General features: G+C 39.7%; 20 protein-coding genes and 1 pseudogene. 12 read left to right on the top strand and 9 right to left on the bottom strand.

The window, feature by feature from the left end; all coding sequences use genetic code 11:
- Positions 1–118 precede the first annotated feature (118 nt).
- On the top strand, positions 119–1,036 hold the full coding sequence (locus tag AAC000_RS06860) for a diguanylate cyclase (RefSeq protein ID WP_339721254.1): 918 nt from the start codon (positions 119–121) through the stop codon (positions 1,034–1,036).
- Between the two features lie 8 nt (positions 1,037–1,044).
- Here AAC000_RS06860 and AAC000_RS06855 read toward each other — a convergent pair whose 3' ends face one another.
- From AAC000_RS06855 to AAC000_RS06840, 4 genes are all read right to left on the bottom strand, one after another.
- The gene (locus AAC000_RS06855) at positions 1,045–1,968 is read right to left on the bottom strand and encodes a diguanylate cyclase (protein ID WP_339721252.1); all 924 of its coding nucleotides are present in this window, start codon (positions 1,966–1,968) and stop codon (positions 1,045–1,047) included.
- A 233-nt stretch (positions 1,969–2,201) separates the two neighbouring features.
- Positions 2,202–3,074, bottom strand: coding sequence for a glutathione-dependent disulfide-bond oxidoreductase (yghU, locus tag AAC000_RS06850; protein ID WP_339721250.1), 873 nt, complete (start codon positions 3,072–3,074; stop codon positions 2,202–2,204).
- A 182-nt stretch (positions 3,075–3,256) separates the two neighbouring features.
- A complete protein-coding gene (locus tag AAC000_RS06845; protein WP_339721248.1) occupies positions 3,257–3,502 on the bottom strand; it encodes an EF-hand domain-containing protein in 246 nt (81 codons plus the stop codon).
- A 98-nt stretch (positions 3,503–3,600) separates the two neighbouring features.
- Complete coding sequence (locus AAC000_RS06840; protein WP_339721246.1) at positions 3,601–4,605, bottom strand: rhodanese-related sulfurtransferase; 1,005 nt, start codon at positions 4,603–4,605, stop codon at positions 3,601–3,603.
- A 66-nt stretch (positions 4,606–4,671) separates the two neighbouring features.
- Here AAC000_RS06840 and AAC000_RS06835 point away from each other — a divergent pair, with 66 nt between their 5' ends.
- From AAC000_RS06835 to AAC000_RS06815, 5 genes are all read left to right on the top strand, one after another.
- Positions 4,672–4,926, top strand: a complete 255-nt coding sequence (locus tag AAC000_RS06835) for a hypothetical protein (protein WP_339721244.1) — start codon at positions 4,672–4,674, stop codon at positions 4,924–4,926.
- Between the two features lie 555 nt (positions 4,927–5,481).
- Entirely contained in the window at positions 5,482–6,120 is a 639-nt protein-coding gene (locus tag AAC000_RS06830; RefSeq protein WP_339721243.1) for a hypothetical protein, read from the top strand.
- Between the two features lie 22 nt (positions 6,121–6,142).
- Positions 6,143–10,102, top strand: coding sequence for a hypothetical protein (locus tag AAC000_RS06825; RefSeq protein ID WP_339721241.1), 3,960 nt, complete (start codon positions 6,143–6,145; stop codon positions 10,100–10,102).
- A 562-nt stretch (positions 10,103–10,664) separates the two neighbouring features.
- Positions 10,665–10,907, top strand: a complete 243-nt coding sequence (locus AAC000_RS06820; RefSeq protein WP_339721240.1) for a type II toxin-antitoxin system Phd/YefM family antitoxin — start codon at positions 10,665–10,667, stop codon at positions 10,905–10,907.
- Between the two features lie 8 nt (positions 10,908–10,915).
- Positions 10,916–11,215, top strand: coding sequence for a type II toxin-antitoxin system RelE/ParE family toxin (locus AAC000_RS06815; RefSeq protein WP_339721238.1), 300 nt, complete (start codon positions 10,916–10,918; stop codon positions 11,213–11,215).
- 311 nt (positions 11,216–11,526) lie between these two features.
- Here AAC000_RS06815 and AAC000_RS06810 read toward each other — a convergent pair whose 3' ends face one another.
- The 4 genes from AAC000_RS06810 to AAC000_RS06795 form a co-directional block, all read right to left on the bottom strand.
- Complete coding sequence (locus AAC000_RS06810) at positions 11,527–11,856, bottom strand: multidrug efflux SMR transporter (RefSeq protein WP_339721237.1); 330 nt, start codon at positions 11,854–11,856, stop codon at positions 11,527–11,529.
- 264 nt (positions 11,857–12,120) lie between these two features.
- The gene (locus AAC000_RS06805; protein WP_339721236.1) at positions 12,121–12,627 is read right to left on the bottom strand and encodes a YgjV family protein; all 507 of its coding nucleotides are present in this window, start codon (positions 12,625–12,627) and stop codon (positions 12,121–12,123) included.
- A gap of 245 nt (positions 12,628–12,872) precedes the next feature.
- Positions 12,873–13,598 (bottom strand): platelet-activating factor acetylhydrolase IB subunit, encoded by a 726-nt coding sequence (locus tag AAC000_RS06800; protein ID WP_339721234.1) that lies wholly within the window; start codon positions 13,596–13,598, stop codon positions 12,873–12,875.
- Positions 13,599–13,848: 250 nt separating this feature from the next.
- Positions 13,849–15,468: an L-lactate permease gene (locus tag AAC000_RS06795; protein WP_339721232.1), complete on the bottom strand. Its 1,620-nt coding sequence runs from the start codon at positions 15,466–15,468 to the stop codon at positions 13,849–13,851.
- Between the two features lie 338 nt (positions 15,469–15,806).
- Between AAC000_RS06795 and AAC000_RS06790 the strand changes: the two genes are divergently transcribed.
- Both AAC000_RS06790 and AAC000_RS06785 read left to right on the top strand, forming a co-directional pair.
- Positions 15,807–16,583 (top strand): DUF1524 domain-containing protein, encoded by a 777-nt coding sequence (locus AAC000_RS06790; RefSeq protein WP_339721230.1) that lies wholly within the window; start codon positions 15,807–15,809, stop codon positions 16,581–16,583.
- Between the two features lie 383 nt (positions 16,584–16,966).
- Positions 16,967–17,650 (top strand): haloacid dehalogenase type II, encoded by a 684-nt coding sequence (locus AAC000_RS06785; protein ID WP_339721421.1) that lies wholly within the window; start codon positions 16,967–16,969, stop codon positions 17,648–17,650.
- 136 nt (positions 17,651–17,786) lie between these two features.
- Here AAC000_RS06785 and AAC000_RS06780 read toward each other — a convergent pair whose 3' ends face one another.
- Entirely contained in the window at positions 17,787–18,689 is a 903-nt protein-coding gene (locus AAC000_RS06780; protein WP_339721229.1) for an alpha/beta hydrolase, read from the bottom strand.
- 203 nt (positions 18,690–18,892) lie between these two features.
- Here AAC000_RS06780 and AAC000_RS06775 point away from each other — a divergent pair, with 203 nt between their 5' ends.
- The 4 genes and pseudogenes from AAC000_RS06775 to AAC000_RS06760 all read left to right on the top strand — a co-directional run bounded on the left by AAC000_RS06775 (position 18,893) and on the right by AAC000_RS06760 (position 22,298).
- Positions 18,893–19,336 (top strand): MarR family winged helix-turn-helix transcriptional regulator, encoded by a 444-nt coding sequence (locus AAC000_RS06775; RefSeq protein ID WP_339721227.1) that lies wholly within the window; start codon positions 18,893–18,895, stop codon positions 19,334–19,336.
- A gap of 22 nt (positions 19,337–19,358) precedes the next feature.
- The gene (locus AAC000_RS06770; protein WP_339721225.1) at positions 19,359–20,120 is read left to right on the top strand and encodes an enoyl-CoA hydratase; all 762 of its coding nucleotides are present in this window, start codon (positions 19,359–19,361) and stop codon (positions 20,118–20,120) included.
- Between the two features lie 92 nt (positions 20,121–20,212).
- Positions 20,213–21,483, top strand: a pseudogene (locus AAC000_RS06765) (DEAD/DEAH box helicase).
- 107 nt (positions 21,484–21,590) lie between these two features.
- Positions 21,591–22,298: an AraC family transcriptional regulator gene (locus tag AAC000_RS06760; protein WP_339721223.1), complete on the top strand. Its 708-nt coding sequence runs from the start codon at positions 21,591–21,593 to the stop codon at positions 22,296–22,298.
- Positions 22,299–22,349: the final 51 nt, after the last annotated feature.

Here is a 22,349-nt window from a genome sequence, read left to right as displayed (position 1 = left end):
AACGAATTATTATCCGCTCCTACTACTAAAGTTCAATTGTTGACTACACACCTTAGAGCTATGCTTTCACTCAATCAAGTTAACTCAAGTCTGTATATGGGTTTTAAGGAGAAAGAATATGCTAAAACAGACAATTGACTCATCTATGAAGGACATTGCCAATGCTATCATTTTACTGGTAGATGACGATCATATGAATACCGCTATTTTAAGCAAAGCGTTTGATCATTTCAAAAACGTGTATTCGGCACATTCCGGAGAAGAAGCCATTGAGTTTTGTCAGAAAAATTTGCCAGATCTAATTATATTAGACGTGATGATGCCAGGTTTAGATGGCCATACTACTTGCAAAATACTCAGAACCTTAGAGGGTATGGAAGACTGTCCAATTATATTCTCCACTTCATTAACGGGTATTGAAGACGAATTAAAATGTTGGGAAGCCGGAGGCACTGATTTTGTGTCTAAACCCGTTTCACCAAATACCTTGTTAATGCGTATAGAATCGCATATTCGACTAAAACTGCAATCGAATGAGCTAAAGTCTTTGGCCATTTATGATAGTTTAACTGGACTACGTAACCGCCGCTTTTTTAACGATTATTACAAACAACAGCTGCATGTATGTCAGCGCAATAATACTGACTTGTCTATAATTGTCTTAGACTTAGACCACTTTGAAGATTACCACAAATTTTATGGCGAAACTCAAGGTGACTTATGCATAAAATTATTGGCCAATACAGTATGCGAACTATTACATTATCCTACAGATGCGGCGATTCGTTATGACGAACATAAACTTGTTTTGGTGTTACCCAACACTGATATAAGAGGTGCAAAGTATATTGCTAACCAAGTTATCAATCAGTTTGAAAAACAAGCTATCCCAAACCCTCAATCATCACGAGGTATAGTGACAGTCAGTATCGGTTTGGCATCATTTGCGACGACTGTGGATGGCGAAGATGTTTTCAGTCTGGCTGAGAATCGCCTTTTTTCTCTTAAAAAGGTTTGCAACGAAATGTACGCCTAAAACAACAACTAGGCCATGATAAACCTATTTCGGCCGCCTTGCTTTGCTGCATATAAATGCTTGTCGGCCTGTGCAATTGCTTCCTCAGTTTTTAGCGAACCTTGTTCAACTAGGGCACCTCCCATGCTTATGGTTAACGTTTTTAACGGTGAGCCAGCATGAGCAAGTTTAAGAGAACGAATGATATCAATTAAGTGTTCTCCAACATGTTTAAGTCCTTTTTTATCCGTATTGGGTAACACCACAACAAATTCTTCTCCGCCGTAACGGGCCACACAATCTGTTGGCCTAACAAATGCCTGAGTGAGAGCCTCTGCCACTATTTTTAAGCACTCGTCACCCTTAATGTGACCATAGGTATCATTGTATTGTTTAAAAAAATCGATATCGATCATTAACAATCCTAATGGTTCCTGATTTCTAGCCGCAAGCTTAGATTGTGCTAAAAAAAACTCATCAAAAAAGCGCCTATTCCTAATATTGGTTAATCCATCTGACGTGGCTAGCCGCTTGAGTTCATCGGTTAGTATTTTGACTGATAAATGTGAGTTAACGCGATGCCGTAATGTTTTAACCGAAAAAGGTTTACTAATAAAATCGACACAACCTGCGTCCCAACATTCATCTTCAGACTGGGGATCGGACGCTGCTGTAATAAACATCACTGGAATATCTTTAGTCGCAACATTACGTTTCAAAATATCACAAGCTTCTAAACCACTTATTCCCGGCATATTAATATCCATAAGCACTAAGTCCGGTGGCGTAGCTTCGCAAAACGCCACTGCGGCCCGTCCGTCAGATACATGGTGTGTGATGTAAATATCTGCTAAAGCCTGAGTAGAAATAATGGCACTGATGGGATCGTCTTCAACAACCAATACTACCGCTTTTCTTGAAGAAAGTGTTTGGTTAACGAGAGTGTCTATCAAAACAATACGCTCCTAAAATCAGGGAAAAACTAAGCGTCAATATATGCAGTACACGCTACTATTAGGAACATATTCAGTTCATAACGTTGTAAAGGAAAAATCACGACTAGTTTAACGACACAACATAACAAGAATATGTTTGTGTTAGTTAACCTGATTTCGCAATACAACTCCGACTAAATATGCCCACTAAGAAACAGATGAACTAAATAATAACGATAACATCAAATGCTCTATTCGGTTGAATCGACTTTATCTTGAGTTTTATTCTCAAAATCACTGGCATCATTTCGTTGCAGTAACTGCCCAGCGGGATCACCCCAACTGCGATTCACCATTTTACCTCGTTTTACGGCTTCCCTAGCATCAATTTGTTTGGCCCAGCGCAGCAAGTGTTTATAGGAAGTCACATCTAAAAATTCGGCGGCTTCATATAACTTACCCAGGACCATGGCGCCATACCATGCCCAGATTGCTATATCTGCAATTGTATATTCATCACCACAAATATAGTCTTTATCTGCTAATTGAATATTGAGTACGTCAAGTTGACGCTTCACTTCCATTGCATAACGATCAATTGGATACTGATATTTTTCTGGCGCATAGGCGTAAAAATGTCCAAACCCACCACCTAACATAGGCGCACTGCCCATTTGCCAGAACAACCAAGACAGACATTCTGGCTTCTTGGCAGGATCACTAGGTAAAAAGGCATTAAACTTTTCTGCCAAATACAACAAAATAGCCCCTGACTCAAATACTCGAGTAGGTGGCTTGGTGCTGTTGTCCATTAACGCTGGAATTTTTGAATTAGGATTGATAGCCACAAAATCGCTACCAAACTGCTCACCTTCCATAATATTGACAATGTACGCATCATATTCAGCCTCAGTAAAACCAGCCGCCAGTAACTCTTCTAACATTACAGTCACTTTTACGCCGTTGGGCGTAGCCAATGAATGTAACTGCAAAGGATGTTTACCTACTGGTAAGGTTTTATCGTGGGTCGCGCCAGCTACAGGGCGATTGATATTGGCAAATTTTCCGCCACTTGCGGCGTCCCAAGTCCAGACTTTAGGTGGGACGTAAGTTGCATCTGTCATATTAAGGTTTCCAATTTAAGTAAGCTGAATAGCATTAGTAAGCGTAAACATTAAAAATCTTTCATTTTATATGGGGTTTAACCCCAAAAGATAAAGCACCACCACAAAAATCAGCCTTAAAAACTAAAAAGGGCTTCAACCACTTGAAACCCTTAATGTAAAACCTGGTCAAGCACTGACTATTAGTATTCCCACCAAGACTGTTGCCACCACTCTAAAAACTCTTCAAAGTCGATAGACCCATCGTGATTTTTATCAATTAAACCAAAGCCCTCTTCAACGTGACTCGCTTTGGTTTTTGGTGATAACACTGTTAACAACTCAATAAACTCTCTTAAGCCTATTTTTCCGCTGCCGTCAGCATCAAAGAAATCAAACTCTTTACGAGCTTCTGCAATTTGTTCTGGAGATAATGCTTTTTCAGACATAGTTTCTTCAACCTTTGTTGTAATGGGGTAAGTCTACCGCTTATAACAACAAGGTGTCTATGCGCTATTAGTATAAGAAGGCTTATTCGATTAATTTATCAACCGTTACTTTTACCCATGGCCGTTCTTTGAGCACGACGAGCCGCCGCCTTTTGCTGACGCCTTAACTTTATGGCTTTACGGGCTTCCAAACCTAAATGTTCTTCGTCACGCTCTCGGGCCAAATTCACTTGCTTTTCACGCTCTCTAAAACGCGCCAATTGTTCTTCACTATGTCTACCGTGGCACTTAGGACAACTCACCCCCGCTTCAAATACAGGACTCTGTTTATCTTCCTCAGTGATAGGCAAACGACAAGCATAACATTGGTCGTAATGGCTTTTTTCTAAATCATGATTTACCGCCACGCGATTATCAAACACAAAGCAATCGCCCTCCCAAAGAGTATTATCTTTAGGCACATCTTCTAAATATTTAAGAATGCCACCTTCAAGGTGATAGACCTCATCAAAGCCCTGCTCTTTTAAATAAGCAGTGGATTTTTCACAACGAATTCCACCGGTACAAAACATCGCCACTTTTTTGTTTTTATTAGGATCAAGGTTGTCTTTTACATACTGGGGAAACTCACGAAAAGACTCAGTGTTAGGATTCACCGCATGTTTAAAAGTGCCAATTTCAATTTCGTAATCATTACGGGTATCAATTAGCAATACATCAGGATCAGATATCAAAGCATTCCAATCAGCAGGCTTAACATAAGTACCCACTGTCTTGCGAGGGTCGATACCTTCGACGCCCATAGTCACAATTTCTTTCTTTAGTTTCACCTTAGTTCGATGAAAAGGCTGGGTTTCATCTAACGACTCTTTGACCGAAATAGGATTCAAACGCTCATCGGCATTCAGCCAACCAAGTAAAGCATCAATGGTTTTCCGAGAACCGGAAACCGTACCGTTAATGCCCTCTTCGGCTAATAACAAAGTGCCTTTAATATTATTCGATTCCATAAACTGAAGTAAGGGTTGACGAAGCGCTTTGAAGTTTTCAAGAAAGACAAATTTATATAACGCACAGACGACGTATTTTGGTGATTCAGACATAGCTACTACCTTGCGAGTTGGGGCGTAATCCCAGAGCAAAAAATTGGGGTGGGATGGTAGCAGATCGTGGGGTTTTGGGTCAATGCCATAACAAGTACATGTTATGGCATTCAGAATCAAAAGCATGCGCTGGCGCTTACTGCCTTCCCGCGCGGCGTCCGCCTGGCAGTTTTCACATCGAATCCCTTCGCTGCGATTTACTTTTTACCTACAGCCGCAAAAAGTAAACACAAATTTTTCTGGAAAAAATTTGAACATCATCAAGATGGACCTTTTTATGAGGGCAATGCTCTTCATCCACTTATTTACTCATTTTTGTAGGGTTCACTGGATTCTTTAGAAGCACGGCTTCACCCAATTGAACAACCTGACAAGGACGTCAGGTTTGGGTGCTGATCATCAAGGACATGTGATTGACTAACTTTGAAAGGGTTACAACAGGTTGGATAAGCACCGCTCAATCGCCTGTCCCGCGCGGCGTCCGCATGGCGATTGCCCTACAAAAATGAGTAAATAAGTGGCGAGCTTTGAGTCGAGGGTAGAGCAAGAGCATCGGCTTTGCCGATAATCTTTTTTGTGGCTCCGCCACTGGCTAGAAAAAATCAGTTATCTTTAATGTGCTGTTAATTGTTTCATACAGATTATTTGCCTAGTAGTAGATAAACTTCCGCATAACAGCAAGATCTAGGAAAAGTTCCGTTTTTCTCCAATCGCAACATTAGATAATGGTAATAAACTTAACCTGTACAATGGGTTAGTGGCTGTGGTAGAAATGGGTCATGTATAAAGCAGGAAAAAACCCGTGTTTAAACACGGAACTTTTCCGGCTATTAATATTGTTAGGGTAATCTCAAATATGGACGTTATTTCTCAATTATGAAGTTTAAATATTTTGGAGTTTTCTTATTAGCAATATTTTTTTTGTTATTATTCTTTTTTGTAAGTTTACTGGGTGAAAATCATCATATTGATGATTCAATTAATAATTACTTTACAAAATTAAAAGCGGAAGACTTTTCAGGAAAATGCATTCCTATTTCAATTCCCTCTAGTGCGGTAAGTAAGACAGAATGCTCAAATGATAATTTTATTTTTATCTTGAGTGTACTAAAGCACTTTGATTTACTTGGTTCTAAATCTTATACGGTACAGTTAAAGCGTAGCCATTTTTGGATACCTTATATCTCAAGTGACACTGTAGGGGTAAGTTTGTCGCTTTCTAACAATACTGAGGGTGGATTAGCTATATTTAGTAACTCTCAATATATTTCAGAACTTTTTGTTGTTAAACGAAACAATTTAAGCTGGAGTATTCATGAAATTCGTATAGATGATCCTCAATTAATTAAGGCTTTTTATCATTTTAAAAACACTCTAGATTTAGACAAATATATAACCAAAACTAAAACTGGCTATATTTTTAACCAAGTTGAAATAGATAACTCAACAACAACGGAAATTGACAAGATTTTGTTGAAATATAATCTTCAGAAAGTAAATGAGTTTTTAAAATAGGTGGGGACAATTACCCTAACAAGTGCATCATGGTGGGAATTTTACTCGCTGGAAAAGCGCTCCTAAAATCCCCATATATATTCAGCGAACTCTTTGGTTTGAGAGTGAGAAAGGCAATATTGAGCTAAGTCAGGAGCAACTTTCTACACGAAATGAATCACTAGTCATATTGGGTGATGCAGGAATGGGTAAAAGTGAGCTTTTAAAACAACTTGCACAATTATGGGGTTATGTTCATTGCACAGCGAGAAAATTAATTGCTAGCTCAAAACCCGAAAATATTTTGGATAGTGCAACAACTATAGTTATTGACGCCTTAGATGAGGTTAGTGCTAAAAATGAAGGTGGTGCAATTGACTTAGTGCTCGCTAAATTAGAGTCCCTAGGCAATCCCAGATTCATATTATCTTGTCGAGCAATTGATTGGCAAAATGCGACCGGTATATCGCTAATAGAAGAATTCTACGAAAAAAAACCTTTAGTACTACACCTCAGTCCATTTCAGGATGCAGAAATCTTAGATTTTTTGAAAGACAGTTTAGATGAAAACCGTGCCTATATCGTCATAGAACACTTCAACAGATTAGGCCTAAATCAATTACTGGGTAATCCACAAACTCTTAGTATGATCGCCCAAATAGGAAAAAATGAACGTTTACCTGAAAACAGGGCAAATGTTTATAGACTAGCGACAGAGAACTTGGCGGTAGAACATAACGATAAAAAAGCAATTACTCAAATATCACAGGATGCTGCACTCGACGCCGCGGGTTGCGCATTCGCTAGTCTTATTTTAACAGGTAAAGATGCCATTTCTCGCAGAGCCCTTGCTAACATTAATTTTGATGATTTAAGCCTAGCTGATTTACAAATTTTACCTCAAACCGAAAATATCTTGAAAGCTCTCGACTCTAGGTTGTTCATTTCACTAGGAAATGAGCGGTTTAGTTATGCACATAGAAGCATAGGTGAATATTTAGGTGCCAAGTGGATGGTAAAACAAGCGAATACACCTCGAAAAATACGTCGTTTACTGTCTGTATTTCAATCTTCCGGACTTGTTCCTACAAACCTACGTGGAATTCACGCTTGGTTATGCCAAGACGTGGAAGTTGCTACAAATGTTATTAAATTTGATCCAGTTGGTGTGATTGAACATTGCGGTACAGACAGTCTAAGTCTTATTCAAGCTAAAACGTTGTTGTCAACTTTAACTTATTTAGCAGAAGAAAATCCAGACTTTCTAGAACGAAAATCTTATTTTGCCCAAGGGCTTATTAAGCCTCAATTGCTGTCAGAAATATTTGCTTTAATTTTTAATAAAAACAAGTCTTGTTCATTACGAGTGCTACTCATTGCAGCATTTCAAGGTCAACCGATAGCAACTTCCTATGAGCGAGAGTTTAATCAATTACTAATGAATCCTCGACATTATTCTGCCATAAGGAATGAAGCGTCGAAGGTACTAAGTGAAATAACAAACGAGGATAAATGGGAATCGATTGTTAAAGCACTTTATGATTTAGGTGATAATGACTCTTTACGCTTAGCTGAAAAATTCATCAATGAAGTAAAGTTTGAGGGTATTAGCGACGACCTTATTACTAATTTAGTTATCAAGTATGCAGAGTCTAGCGATAATTATGTTGTGAAGTTTTATTCAATGGGAAGTAACTTACCAATTGAGCGAATTTCCAATATATTAAACATGTTTTCCACCAAATCACCCCCAGCAAAAAACAGGTTTGAACCAATTGCTAATGATGATATATCTGAATTGGTTTGTAATTTGGCCTATAGGCTACTCAATGAAAATGGTGTGGGCCCAGAAACGCTTTGGTATTGGCTCAGTACGATAAAACCTCAAACACATCAATTATCTGGCGCAGAAGGTAATCTGGGACAGTTAATGGACTCTTTAGGCTTGTGTCAACAAATCCAGCAATTAGTTTTATTATCAGAAAATACTTCAGATATTCGAAATAAGTACAGTGAATTACAAAGCGTCTGCCCGGTTTTAGCCTTGAATGAAGATAATATTATCAACCTGTTGCAACACCTCAATCCAGAAGATACTACTGACACTCGGTGGAAAGATATATTAGGTCTTTGTTACCACAATAAAGAACATGGTCTACGAGCACGATTGGCCGCAGAGAAATTTGCCAAACGGCATTCAAATGGATTAGTTTGGCTTGGTGCTCTTGCCAATCCCCTACCCAATAAATGGGAAGTCGAACTAGCAGAAAGAGTAAAAAAAGCTCAAATACGAAAAAAAGAAAAGTTCGACGAGCATCGAAATTCATATTTATTAAAAATAGATGACATTAGGATTGGCAAAACTAAATGGCTTGTTCAACCAACACTAGCTTATCTAAAGCAATTTAATGATGTTGGACAAAATCTACCTGCACATGAGCGCATAGCGGATTGGCTTGGCGAGCTGTTATCTGAAGCGGCTTTACTTGGCTTTGAAGCCTACCTTAAAAGTGAAGTAATAGATCCAGATGAAATTGCAAACTCCCATGCACAAGGAAGTTATAACTATACTGAATATATTCTTGTTAGCGCCATTGCTGAGCGCCTAAGGAAAAATATCAGTCTTGAAGACTTAAATAGTCAAACTATTCTTGCTTGTCTCTTTTCAATTTGGATGTTTACAGCCTTCCGGCAAGATCCCCAAATAGGTGATGTAAATAAGTTTGTTGAAAACGAGATTCAACAGAGGGGGCTTTTACTAGATGCCTATCGTCGCTATATAGAACCTCGCTTAGCTTTAAGTCAAGAAACAGTACTTGGCCTAAATACTCTAATGGCTGACACTCATAAATCATCTATTGCTTGTAAACTGGCAATAGATTGGTTGATTAAATTCCCCATTTTACCTCGTGTTATAGAACAGATGTTGTTAAATAAATTAATCCAATCAGGTAAGTTTGTAGAAGTTAAAGAATTTATATTAGATGCTAAGGCCGCTGATGATGATGCCCAAAATAGAAACAGAATTGCCGCTCACCTTATGGTTGATTTTGAACAAGCTAAATCGCAAATATCTAAAATGAAAGAAGCCAAACTCCTTTGGCACATTAGAGAGTTGTTACCAGAAAAATACGATATTTCGTTAATGAAATGGATTGTCTCGGAATTTCGAGAGTTATGGCCTTATTCAAGAAACCCAGACGAAGGATGGATGGGTAAAAATAACAGCTGGGATGCTAGTCAATTTATTTCTAGCTTAATTAAACAAATTGCATCTAATTCTACTGACGAAGCTGTTTTCGCACTAAATTATTTAAAAAACCAAGTTGAAGATGGTTACTCTTTTTTAATTAAAGGCGTTATTGCTGAACAACGGCAACGAGTCGTTGAACAAGGTTATCTGCCGCCGAAACTACAAACCATTAACGCAATTGTTAGAGATACAGTTCCAAACTCAATTGATGATTTACAAGCTTATATTCTTGAAGAGCTCACCGTCGCTCAAGCTAGAATCAAAGCAGATGATGTAGACTCATGGCGAGGTTTTTATGATAGCCAAATGAATCCAAACGATGAAGAGCGTTGCCGTGATCATCTACTAGGACTATTGCGACAAAATATTGTCGGCGGTATTGAGTTGCAGCCAGAAGCTCATGTTGCAGCGGACAAGAGAGTGGACTTTACTTGCTCCGTATCAGGCTTAAGACTGCCAATTGAAATTAAAGGCCAATGGCATTCTGACTTATGGACCGGCGCAGATAAACAGCTAACTAAACTGTATTCTTCTGACCATCTAGCACATGGTTACGGAATCTATTTAGTATTTTGGTTTGGCATCATTTCAGCTAAGAGACTAAAAAATAGAAAAAGAGGTAAAGAACAACCTAAAACGTCAGACGAATTATGCAATATGCTTATAGAAGACAGTCTCGCAGCCCAAAGTGGGCGTATCAAAATAGTAGTCATTGATATTGAGAGACAATTAACAGAACAGTCATCGTAAGAGAGTCAGAAAATCGGCTTTGCCGATACCCGCTTTGGTGGCTCCGCCATTGCATTTTCCGCATTTCAAGTTTCAGCTAAAAATGGCTTATTCTTGGGGCAAATGGCATGGACGCCATTTGAGTGGAGGTTGAAGGGATACATTCGGAACGACCCAAGAATAAGCCATTTTTTGCGGTTAAGAACTTTAGTAGCGAGCGGCGTTTTCTGGTTACTCTTTTTCGCTGTTGTAAAAGAGTAACTGGCTCGAAAGGACTCGAGACAAAAACCATCATGCGGACGCCGCGCGGGATGATGGCGCGAAGCGTGCTTTTGATTTTTTACAAAAAGTTAAAGCATGCGCTGGCGCTTACCGCCCTCCCTCGCGGCGTCCGCATGGCTTTTCTCACACCAAATCCCTTTCTGTGCGACCTGCAATAGAAGGCAGTAAGCGTTAGCGCATGCTCTTATTGTTGAAAACCTGTGGTTTTAAAGAACAACCCCATATCGCACGATTTAATTAAATTGATTATTTCACACGAAAAACTATAATCTTAGTATACGTTCAATAATGGAACTCAAACATGCTCACACTAACAGCCAATGATGCTAAACGAAATTTTGGTGAGTTACTTCTAAATGCTCAACGCGAACCAGTCAAAATCAGCAAGAACAGCAAAGATACCGTGGTCGTAATGTCGATCAGAGATTATGAAGAGATTGAAGCTATGAAGGCTGAATACCTTAAACACTGCTTCGAATCTGCTAAGCAAGACTTAGCTAATGGAAATGTCCTTGACGGTCAAAGCTTTTTAAATGCGCTATAACGATCGGTATGCATAAGAAACAATACAAACTGAGCAAGTTAGCTCAGGAGCATTTACGTAAAGTAAAAAGTTACACGATTGAAAACTTTTCTGAATTACAATGGCGAATCTATAAAGAAACGCTCTTAACTGGATTCCAGATGCTAGCTGATAATCCAGATGTGGGGAGAAGTTGCGATGAAATATACCCCCACGGATTTTATTTCCCAGTAGGTAAACATACAGCTTATTTCACCAAGGAAAATGGTTTCATCCTAGTTGTTGCAGTCTTAGGGCAATCACAGCTCCCACAAAAACACTTTAAATAGCTGCTAATTTTCAACCTAAGGCAAGCTGATAGGTCAGGTTCAATGAAAAACTCTTTAAAAAGATTAACAAGACTTTTTATTAGCTGTAGAAGAAAAAGTAACTGGCTCGAAGCGTGCTTTTGCTTTGCAAGTATTAACTGATAAAGGATAAAGGGGTCGTATTCCTTAAAAACGCGGTCATGGTAATTAACAGGACAGACATCGCAGCAATTCCAACTTCTCATATAGAAGCCTAAAACTATTGGTTAATAATTAGTGACAATGGAGCAAAAACCAACTGTTTTTTTGTCTTTGTTTAATTTCACTCAGTTTTAATGACTCACTGTCTTTGAGAATACATTTATAACTACAACACCAGCCAAAATTAATACCATACCGATAATTGCTGGTAAGTCTGGTATTTGTTTATACAAAACGGCACTAATTGATGCAATTAGGATAATTCCCATTCCAGCCCAAATTGCATAAGCGATACCTACGGGAATAGTTTTAAGGACTAAAGACAGAAAATAGAATGTAACTGCATAACCAATGACACAAATAGTGCTAGAAGTGGAATTAGAAAAACCGTTTGACGCCTTTAGGGCTAATGTTGCTATAACTTCTGCGCCAATTGCAATGGCTAAATACCAGTACCCCATACTCAAACCTTTTATAAAATGATAACAATATTAAACGCCAAAAAAGCTCTGAGTTTATAGATGATTTTTCGATGCTCTACATTTCTTACTGTTTTATCACAGCCATTCTCCCCTTGAAAGACCGGCTTTAATAAGACACCTAAAGTAATAAAACTCGCCAATCACAACCTATTCAAAGTGAATAAAGTGCTGCTGTAATTTGTATTCTGCAGTTTTAACGTTAACAACAAAAATTTTTAGGACTGAGGCTTCTTTACCTATTGGTTAGGACTCCGTAGGTTTGTGGGCAACATAGTAGCGATAGTAACCAATGCAACTGCTTCCAACAAAAATAACTTCTACTAGAATACCCACTGGCGTCCACAAAAGAAGGTTATGTAACAACCACACTGAGCCACCGGTAATCATCATCACACGTAAAAACCTGTCATTTTTACTAAATGATCCAATAGTAATAAAAACAGTCCCCAAAAATCCAATTATGCTCAAAATCCCTATATAAGTGGATACTGTAATGACTAAACTAACACACAGGGACGCCGCTGAAATCCATTGAAATTTCCACTTAATTGAAATCAAAAAACGAATACTTGAAAATAAAAATATATAGCCTGCCGTAGGTTGCTCAAGCAACAGGTAATGAAAGCCATTAAAAAAGCAACTAACTGATAACCCTGCCAAAATATAGTTTTTGTTTTTAAGTTGCATCGCAGCACATTCAATAATGAGTGTGACAGAAACCAGTAATTGTGAAAGTAAAAAGTCAGGCATTGTAGGTAGTCAACTTAAATGAAGAGGAGGCGCTGCAATATTTTTAGGCTCTGCCAATGAGCGATTAAAGTGATTCCTCTGTTTTATATTGGGAATGACAGTAATTAAAGGTAAATATTGTTTGCTGTTTTAAGAACACACCCAAAGTAATAAACGACCCACCCACAACGTTTAAACGCTTTTTAAAATGGCTGTGTTCTTTGTCCGCTTTGGATGTGTGGGCGCCTAAAACCTTTATATTTTACCTACTCATTCTCTGCCATTAAGCTGGTTAGCCTAGGCTCAATTGCCTCAGCCCAAACCTGATATTGGTCTTCATTAGGGTGCAGTAAATCCTTCATTACAGATTTGCTTAAATTACCTTTTTCATCCAGAAATATGTGATTAATGTCTAAATAGTGAACACGCTCGCCATCATCAAACTCTTTAATAATAAGATTAATATCATCATTGATTTTACGTAATGGATCATCAACCGTAGCGCCACGAGGAAATATTGCCAATAACAAAACTTTAGTGTTTGGTAACTGAGTCTCTAAGGACTCAATAATTTTTTTAATACCTAGCGCTGTATCTTTTGGAGCATCTTGCCTTTGCCCAGTGTTATTTGTACCTATCATTAATACCAATAATTTAGGATCAATATTGGCAACTTCACCATTTTGCAAACGCCACAAGACGTGTTCAGTTCTATCTGCACTAAAACCTATGTTTAGTGCATTATGCTTAGCATAATATTGTTGCCAAACCTGTTGCCCTTTAGTTTCCCAATAGTGCGTAATTGAATCCCCTAAAAAAACCAAATCAACTTTGCCCATTTGCTCTTTTAGTCGTAATTTTTCTTCATGGCGAGGCATCCACCATTCTTTTTCCGCTCTATCGACAGGTACGATGGACGCAGGTTCATTTACCGATATCGATGATGCACAACTCACAAGCATCAGCGCAAAAATTAAAACAATACTCTTCATAATATTCCCTATTTTTTGTTAAGTGTAATCTCAAAAGTCTGTGTTTAACCAGTAAAACTTTGAATGGTAATAGAAAAGCAAAACCAGATTGAACTGCGATGAGCATAATACAGCTACAAGATTTTCGAACTTATATAAAACTTATTAAGGCACCTTAGGTAAATCAACAATTGCAAGGATAGCCATCCTAAGAAGGCTAGCAAATCAGCTTTGCCTATGCCCTTTTGGAAGCTCCACTGCGGCTTTTTACTCAGAAAAAACCAAGCCATACAGTAGCGACTAGGCCTACTAATAAACAATAAATAATCATAGGGACTAAGGTCAGTCTTATCACTGCGCCTTCTTTTCCACTTAAGCCCACTACAGAACAAGCGGCAACTACGTTTACCACACAAATCATATTCCCAGCATTTGAGCCTAACATTTGTAACGCTAACACTAAGTGTTCGGCTATGCCTAGATTCTGGGCAGTCGCCTGTTGTAAATCTGCAAACATCATATTTGAGAAAGTGGCTGAACCTGAAATAAATGCCCCTAACGCCCCCACAAAAGAGGCAGCCATTGGCCACGCTTGCCCAAATAATTCAGCCATAGTCGCCGCTAACTCTTTCGGCATACTACCAAGCGTGGCGCCCTCCACTTTCGAATTAATAAATATTCTGACTAAAGGCACGGCTGTGGCTAAAGTCAACGCTGTGGGGACCAGTGTTTTTGCTGAGTTTGATATTGCTGACAACGCTTGTTTAGCTGACATCTTATGCAAAAAGAATGTAACAACGCAGACAATAATGAAAATAAAGCCTGGCAAGTACAAAGGGCTAATAGAGTTAGAAATATCCGTTCCCAGAATATGGGTAAATTCGATGTTAACCTTCCCAAGTAATGATTTAAAAGGCAGAGAATTAAGTCGAGTGACCACTAATAACACTGCTGCCAGTACATAGGGTGACCACGCCAAATAAAGAGATAATCTGGGATTGTTAGCCGTAATATGACTAGGGGGTGGTGCAGCTGTTTTTTGCAGTTGGTCTTGGGGAAACCGCCATACTTCTTTAGGCACTAAAAAATTCAACTTAACCGCAGTAATCACCACAATCAGGCCAACCAGTCCGCCGATAATAGAGGGGAACTCTGGACCCAAGGTATTGGCCACTAGCCAAGCAGGAAATAAAAATGCAAATCCAGAAAACAATGCAAAAGGCCACAATGCCAAACCTTCTTTGTAGCTATTATTTTGCCCCCAAAAGCGAGTTAAAATACTCACTAACATCAAGGGGATCAATACCCCCACAAACAGATCGATACTAATAGCGGTAGTGGAAATTTGCTGTAATTGCACAGCTGTCACATTGTCTAAACCTTTGCTAATACCCACCAGCACAGGCGTACCTACAGCACCAAATGATACTGAAGACGAATCTGCGATTAAGGCTAACGCCACAGCGGCTAAGGGATTAAAACCCAAGGCTAGCAGCAGAGGCGCACAAATAGCCGCTGGGGTACCAAATCCAGAAGCGCCTTCTAAAAAACTCCCAAATAACCAAGCAATTATAATTAATTGGATGCGGCGATCCGGAGTGATACCAATAAAACCGCTTCGCATAACGGCTATCGCGCCACTTTGAGTCAGAGTGTTGAGTAAAAATAGTGCGCCAAACACAATAATGAGAATGGATGCCGCAATAATCCAACCTTCAAGTACCGATGCAGATATTTGTATAACAGGCACCTGCCAAATAAAGGCCGTCATTAAAGCAGTGATGATTAAACTGATACTCATGGCCTTCATAGCGGGCCAGCGCAGAATCACTAAAAATATCAATACAGAAACCACAGGCATTAGCGCCGTTAAAATTTGTAGCAAGGTCATTTGAAATCCAATCTCAAAGCAAACTCAATTTAGATAAATCATAGGCATCTGCCTCGACTGTGCAGATTTCGTGGATTGACTTTTGCCTACACAGACTCAACTTGCAAGCTACTTTAGCTTGTCGGCAGAGAAAATACATGGACTAACCTTGCTAGAGCCATTTATAAAAGTAAGGCTGCCGTCAGAACGTAACCTAGATACCGCTAGAATGCTGACAAAAAGATTAATAAATGCCATTCAAGTAATCTGAGTATTTCTAGGATAAAAACCACTTTTACCTTTTCTTTCTGTGTATCCATGGCAAACTATTGCGGCGTATTGTCTTATCTAAGTTGTAAATGAAAGCTGTAACATTTTTTAGAGTTGTACCCGTTTCCTTGTTCCTTGTTCTCGCTGTATGTGTTGATACCATGGCGGCAAGGCCGTCTTTTGAGCCTAAGGTTAAACTCTCATCTTCTGGCATATGTCACGATCAAACGAGTGCCTCGTTCAACCGCACCAAGAAATACCAAGCCTTTGATTCTATTGCTGAGTGTATTGCACAAGGTGGACGCTTACCCAAAGCAAAAACCAACCCAATAGATAAAGCCACCGATGAAGCAATAGAGCAAGGTAGAGACTTTGCCACCCTTTACGACAGAAGTGATTGGCCGCACTGGTTAGACAGTGATAAAGATTGTCAGAATACCCGCCATGAAATGTTGCTCCAAACATCAACCAAAGCTGTAGCTTTTAAATCAGACAAAGAATGTAATGTGCTAACAGGTGAATGGTATGACCCCTATTCCAGTGAAACATTTACCGAATCCACTGATTTAGACTTAGATCATGTAGTGCCTTTAAAATTTGCTCATGGGCACGGTGCCAGCAGTTGGAGTAGAAATCAAAAAGCGCAATTTGCCAATGACAGTGAAAATTTAATTCTTGCTCAGGCCTCTTTAAATCGCCAAAAAGGCGCAAAGGGCATTTCTGATTGGCTGCCCCCAAACCATAGATATCGTTGCGAATATATCAGTCACTTTAACAAAGTCATGACTAAATATAATTTAACTTATGCCCCATCTGAACGACGCATAGTTAACCGCCTAGTCAAAGCCTGTAACAAGGCAGTTTAGCAAGATAATTGATACACATAAGGCTATTTTTACTGGGATTGTAAAAGCCAGTTCAACACCTTAACCTTGTCATTTATTGAATTGATAAAACAAAGTGAATATTAAATTGTAATAAATTTTGATTAACACGGTCTGTTGCAATGCCGAAGGTAAAAATTGTGTCTACCCTTTTTTATAGTGGCTTAAGACCATAGCTTTAATCCAACTAACGAACACCCGGGCTCTAACATTTGGATTTTAAAGCTATTACTAAATTAGCTGTAATCCATGTTAGCGTTCACCTATTTAAACTTACTAACAATGAGACAATCATGCAGCTTACACACCCCATTCGTTATTTAATTTTAACCAGTTTTTTTATTTTATTAAGTGGCCCTCATTTTATGACTCAAGCAGCCCCAAAACCTAAAGTACTTATATTCGACGTAAATGAAACTCTACTTGATCTAGATAGCATGCGCAGCTCCATTGGTCAGGCACTGGGTGGCAAGTCAGAACTGACTACCTTGTGGTTTTCTACTATGTTGCATCATTCTTTGGTGACCACTGTTACCGGTGATTATCACGACTTCGGTAAAATTGGTGTGGCGGCACTAATGATGGTGGCACAAAATAATGGAATACAGATCACTCCAGAACAAGCCGTGACAGCCATCAAAACCCCTTTATTATCACTACCGGCTCACCCAGATGTGAAAGCAGGTTTGTCGAGCTTAAAATCTTTAGGGTATAAAATTGTCAGTTTGACCAACTCATCAAATCAAGGCGTGAAAACACAATTCGCCAATGCGGGTTTAACGGAATACTTTGATAAGCGCATGAGCATTGAAGATATTAAAATATACAAACCTGACTTGCGGGCTTATGCCTGGGCATTAAAACAGTTAGGCGTTAAGCCAGAAGAAGCCTTAATGGTTGCCGCACACGGCTGGGATGTAGCAGGCGCTAAAGCAGCAGGCTTACAAACCGCATTTGTGGCACGCCCCGGCAAAGCCCTCTATCCTCTTGCAGCTGAGCCTGATTATATTGTTAAAGATCTCGCTGAATTAGTGTCTATTTTAAAATAAAAAAATTAGGTAAACCGTACTCTTTTGAGTATAGGTTTACCGTCTTTTAAACGAATGCTCAGCCTTGCTTGCCAATAAAACATTCCCTTTCTACCTTAATCTATTACTCAAAATGCAGGTCATAGCTAAATCAATTTCAAAGCAATGGTCTAAACACTTGCTCCCATAAGTTTTGGCAACTGGCTTTATGCCAGCCAATATGCCCAATACGATGCAGCCCTACCTCTTTAGGTTTGACAATTTTCTGGGTAATAGTCGCCCCAGTAAATTGCGCGTGTAACATATCGATATTTGTCATAGACATCATATCGTCATCACTAAAAGCCAGTGATGTAATAGGAAAGTTCACACTGGCAAAGCGCTCTTTCAACCATTGTCCCTCCCCTTCGACAGCGTAACCGTCTTTCAAACACCAGCGACGCCATTGCATCATGACACCTTTAGGTAAATCACACATGACTTTCAGTTTATCACCAGGAAAGTACCCCAACAGAGGCACAGTTACCGGCACTAACACATACCATAAAAACCAAGAAACACGCTTAGTACTAGGGGAATTATACCACCAGGTACCAGTCCCCACTGCCACTGTGATTGCACGGGAAATCTGCCCTGTATCAGGCATCATGCCTAACATATGACCGCCAACGCTGTGCCCAATCCAAATGCACTCTAAGTCACTAAACTGCTGTGCCACAGCGTCAAGCACTGCAGGGCAGTCATTATTTGCCCAACTAATTACATCACTTTTACAGTGTTTGACGTGTCCCTCTATGGATAAACCAATACCATCATAATCGAAAGTCACTGCATGATAGCCTAGGGCCGTTAGCCAAATGGCAAAATCTCGGTACAAACGCTGGGCGACACCTGTAGCAGCGGCAATAATACAGACTCCCTTCACCATCTCGATTTGGCTATGGAAAACCGTAGTAGCCACTGAGTGCCCCGCTTTAGTCGGCAAAGTATGTAGCTGCACCAAAGGACGGTTTAAGGTTTGATCACTTTGAGCCGTTGCCGATTTGTTGGTTGTGCTCATTTCACACCTCTTACTTAACGTTATTAATCATAAACATTTGTCCGATACTTTTGTTATAAAACCATCATTTATTTCGCATGTAAATTACTTTTATTTCTTATACGAAATAAACATCTATTCTTAACCCTTATTATGAGTAAGATTGCTTGCGAAGCTATTATTTATTTCGTATATTAAATAAATATTTTTCAAAGATTAATGCGATGAAAAAACACCTAAAAGTATTTCATTTATTGCAACTGGCCCATGGTGCGTTATTTAAAGCGGCCGATCGTAAGCTTAGAAATGACATGCAAATCAGTACCACCCAGTTAGCAGTACTTTTTTCATTATGTAAATATGACAACGCACCTATTACAGCCATTGCCGATCAACTTAACATGAGCTACTCAAGCATGTCTGGAGTAGTGGATAGAATGGCGGTAGCTAAACTGCTTAAGCGCGAAAAAGACGTTCATGATGCACGAGTGCAAAAAGTCATTTTACTCCCCAAAGGAAAAACCATAGCAGAGCAATCGACCCAAAAAGTCAGAAACATTAATCGCGCTTTGCTGGATGAATTTAGTCTTGCAGAACAAGAAACCATTGCGCGGTTTTTAGTACATGTATCAAAAAATGCTGAACACATAGTCAATAACGATAAATAGTCTCCCTAAAAAGGAAAATCTGATGTCCACCAGTCTTATTGTAGAAAAGAAAAACCGCGTCATGCGCCTCACCATCAATCGACCTGAGCTAAAAAATGCCCTTAATCGAGCTTTATATTCCGCTTTAGCCGATGCATTGGAAGAAAGCCAAGCAGACCCGCAAGTTCGAGCAGTATTGCTTACTGCCTCTGGGGATACCTTTACCGCGGGCAACGACTTAGACGACTTTATCAATCCCATTGAAGAAACTGGCACCCCTTCAGTCATTCGGTTCTTAAACGCAATTTCAGAGTGTGAAACCCCCATCATTGTGGCAGTGAATGGCCCTGCCATTGGTATTGGTCTCACCATGTTATTACATTGCGACATGGTTTACGCAGCCAAAAGTGCCAGCTTTCGCGCTCCTTTTACTCATGTGGGTGTAGTGCCTGAAGCGGCTTCAAGTCTATTGTTGCCTTTAGCTGTTGGGAACGCCTGGGCCAATGACTTAATGATAGCAGGACGCACCTTGAACGCTGAAGAAGCCTTAAGTGCGGGTTTAATCTCACGGGTATTTGAAGATGAAAGTCTGCTAACAGAAAGTCTCAAGGTCGCAGAACAAGTCGCTAGTTTGGCACCTAACTCGGTCAAACAATCTAAAGCGTTAATCCGTGGTATCAATAAAGAACAAGTAAAAGCACAAATGCAACGAGAAGGTGTAATATTCGCTGCACAGTTAGCCTCGGCCGAATTTAAGGAATCTGTGGCTGCGTTCTTTGAAAAACGAGCTCCTAGTTTTGACTAACGCTATGTAAATAACGGTATTTCAAAAAAGGTTTTTTATCCACTGCAGCGCATCACTGCCAAGTTATCTTTAAATCTAAGGATCGTATTGTTATGTCATTTGGTACTTTAGGTTTGTGTGATGCGCTGTTAAAAAGCGTCGCCGAGCAGGGTTACACCACTCCCTCCCCCATACAGATTGAAGCGATTCCCGCTGTACTTAAGCAGCGCGATCTAATGGCAGTTGCTCAGACCGGCACGGGTAAAACCGCTGCTTTACCCTGCCATTGCTGCAACTTTTATCCAAGGGAACAAGTACACAGGAAAAATCTATACGTGGCTTAATCATCACCCCTACCCGAGAGCTCGCGGCTCAAGTTGCCCAAAACGTAGAAAATTATAGTCGCCATCTTAATATTCGCTGTGCTGCAGTATTTGGTGGCGTGAGGATAGAGCCGCAAATAGCCAGACTATCTGTAGGCTTAGATATACTGGTTGCTACGCCGGGTCGTTTGCTTGATCTATATAATCAGCAGGCGGTTAATTTTGAGCAACTGGAAATAGTGGTATTGGATGAAGCTGATCGTATGTTGGATTTGGGTTTTATTGACGCTATTCATCAGATCCAAACACTGTTTCCAATTCAACCACAAACGTTATTGTTTTCAGCGACTTTTACCAATGAAATTAAATTGCTCGGACAAGGCATGTTAAAGACCCCACTTTTGATTGAAGTCACAACGGCAAACAGCACAGTCGACACCATTGAACAAAGAATACATCCTGTAGACAAAACACGTAAAACGGAGTTGTTGAACCACCTCATAAAAAAACACAAATGGCATCAGGTTTTGGTATTTATTGGTACCAAAGGTGGTGCCGATAATTTAGTCGCACAGTTGCAAAAATCAGGTATCAGCGCCGCCTCAATCCATGGTAACAGAACTCAACACGCACGCACTCATGCCTTAGATGGCTTCAAAAATGGCGACATTAAAGTATTAGTTGCTACCGATATCGCCTCTCGTGGTATTGATGTGAATCAATTACCCTGCGTAGTGAACTTTGATTTGCCCTATGTCACTGAAGACTACGTGCATAGAATAGGGCGTACCGGTCGTGTTGGTTCTAGCGGTTTAGCTATTTCATTGTTCAGTGAGGATGAATCTAAACAGCTCAAGTCTATTGAACGTGTGATTGGCCGTCAGTTTTTACATGAAGTCATTGCCGGCTTTGCGCCCACTAAGAAGCCTGAGGTTGCCACTCCGGATGATGATGAATACGGTAATTTTGAAGCTGATCCCAAACCACAAGGTCGAGGAAAATCTCAAGGACGTGGAAATCGCCCCCCTAAATCATCGAGTCGCTATCGTTATAAAACGTAAATAGTCCCTTTTAATGTGGCTATTTCTAAATTTATTCAGCTCGAATAAGTTTCTCCTTAGGCAATGATGTAATCTAAGTTATCGGTTATAAACAGCACCTATTATTTATGCAAAATCACCTTTCTATTCGCTCATACAACCGCCAACGTAAAGGGCATGTTCACAACTTCCAGCAATTGGTGTTGCCCCTGCGTGGGGTGATTAACATTGAACTAGAAGCATACTCTGGGAAAGTAGCGCCCGGTGAGTGTGTGGTTATCAAACAAGGTCAAATGCATCACTTTACGGCCAATCAAGAAGCCAAGTTTGTGGTCGCAGATTTGTTAGAGTTACCGGAGAGTTTTTTAAGCACAGACAACTTGGTTTTTTCCATTACGCCGCCACTCATTAGTTTTTTGGGTTTCATAGAAAAACAGCTCGAAAATCAGGTAAACCCTAAGCTTGAGCAGTCCATGTTCGACACCTTTGTTTTGTTATTAGAAGAACAGCAACAATTTAGGCAACTTGATCATCGTATACGTTTGGTTGTTGAATATGTACTTGAAAATATAGCCGAAAACCTATCAGTCGAAACCTTAGCGAAAGTCGCCTGTTTAAGCCAAACCCAGTTTAAAAAGGTATTTACACAACAGGTAGGGTTAAGCGTTTCGAAACACATTACTAAAGAACGCATGGAAAAAGCCAAAGCCCTTTTAATGCACACCGATTACTCAATTCAGATTATTGCTGAACAAGTAGGCTATGCAGATTTATCCGCCTTTAGTCGCCGCTTTTCACAGTATTATGGATTATCTCCTAGTGAGTTTTCTCAATAAAAAGCGGCTAACCTCCCCATAAAAACGTCTTTACTGCACAATTACTAATAC

Origin of the sequence: uncultured Paraglaciecola sp., assembly GCF_963977085.1 — a bacterium.
Taxonomy (GTDB): Bacteria; Pseudomonadota; Gammaproteobacteria; order Enterobacterales; family Alteromonadaceae; genus Paraglaciecola.
The sequence above is the reverse complement of the archived record's forward strand: the minus strand, read 5'-3'. Positions and strand labels throughout refer to the sequence as shown.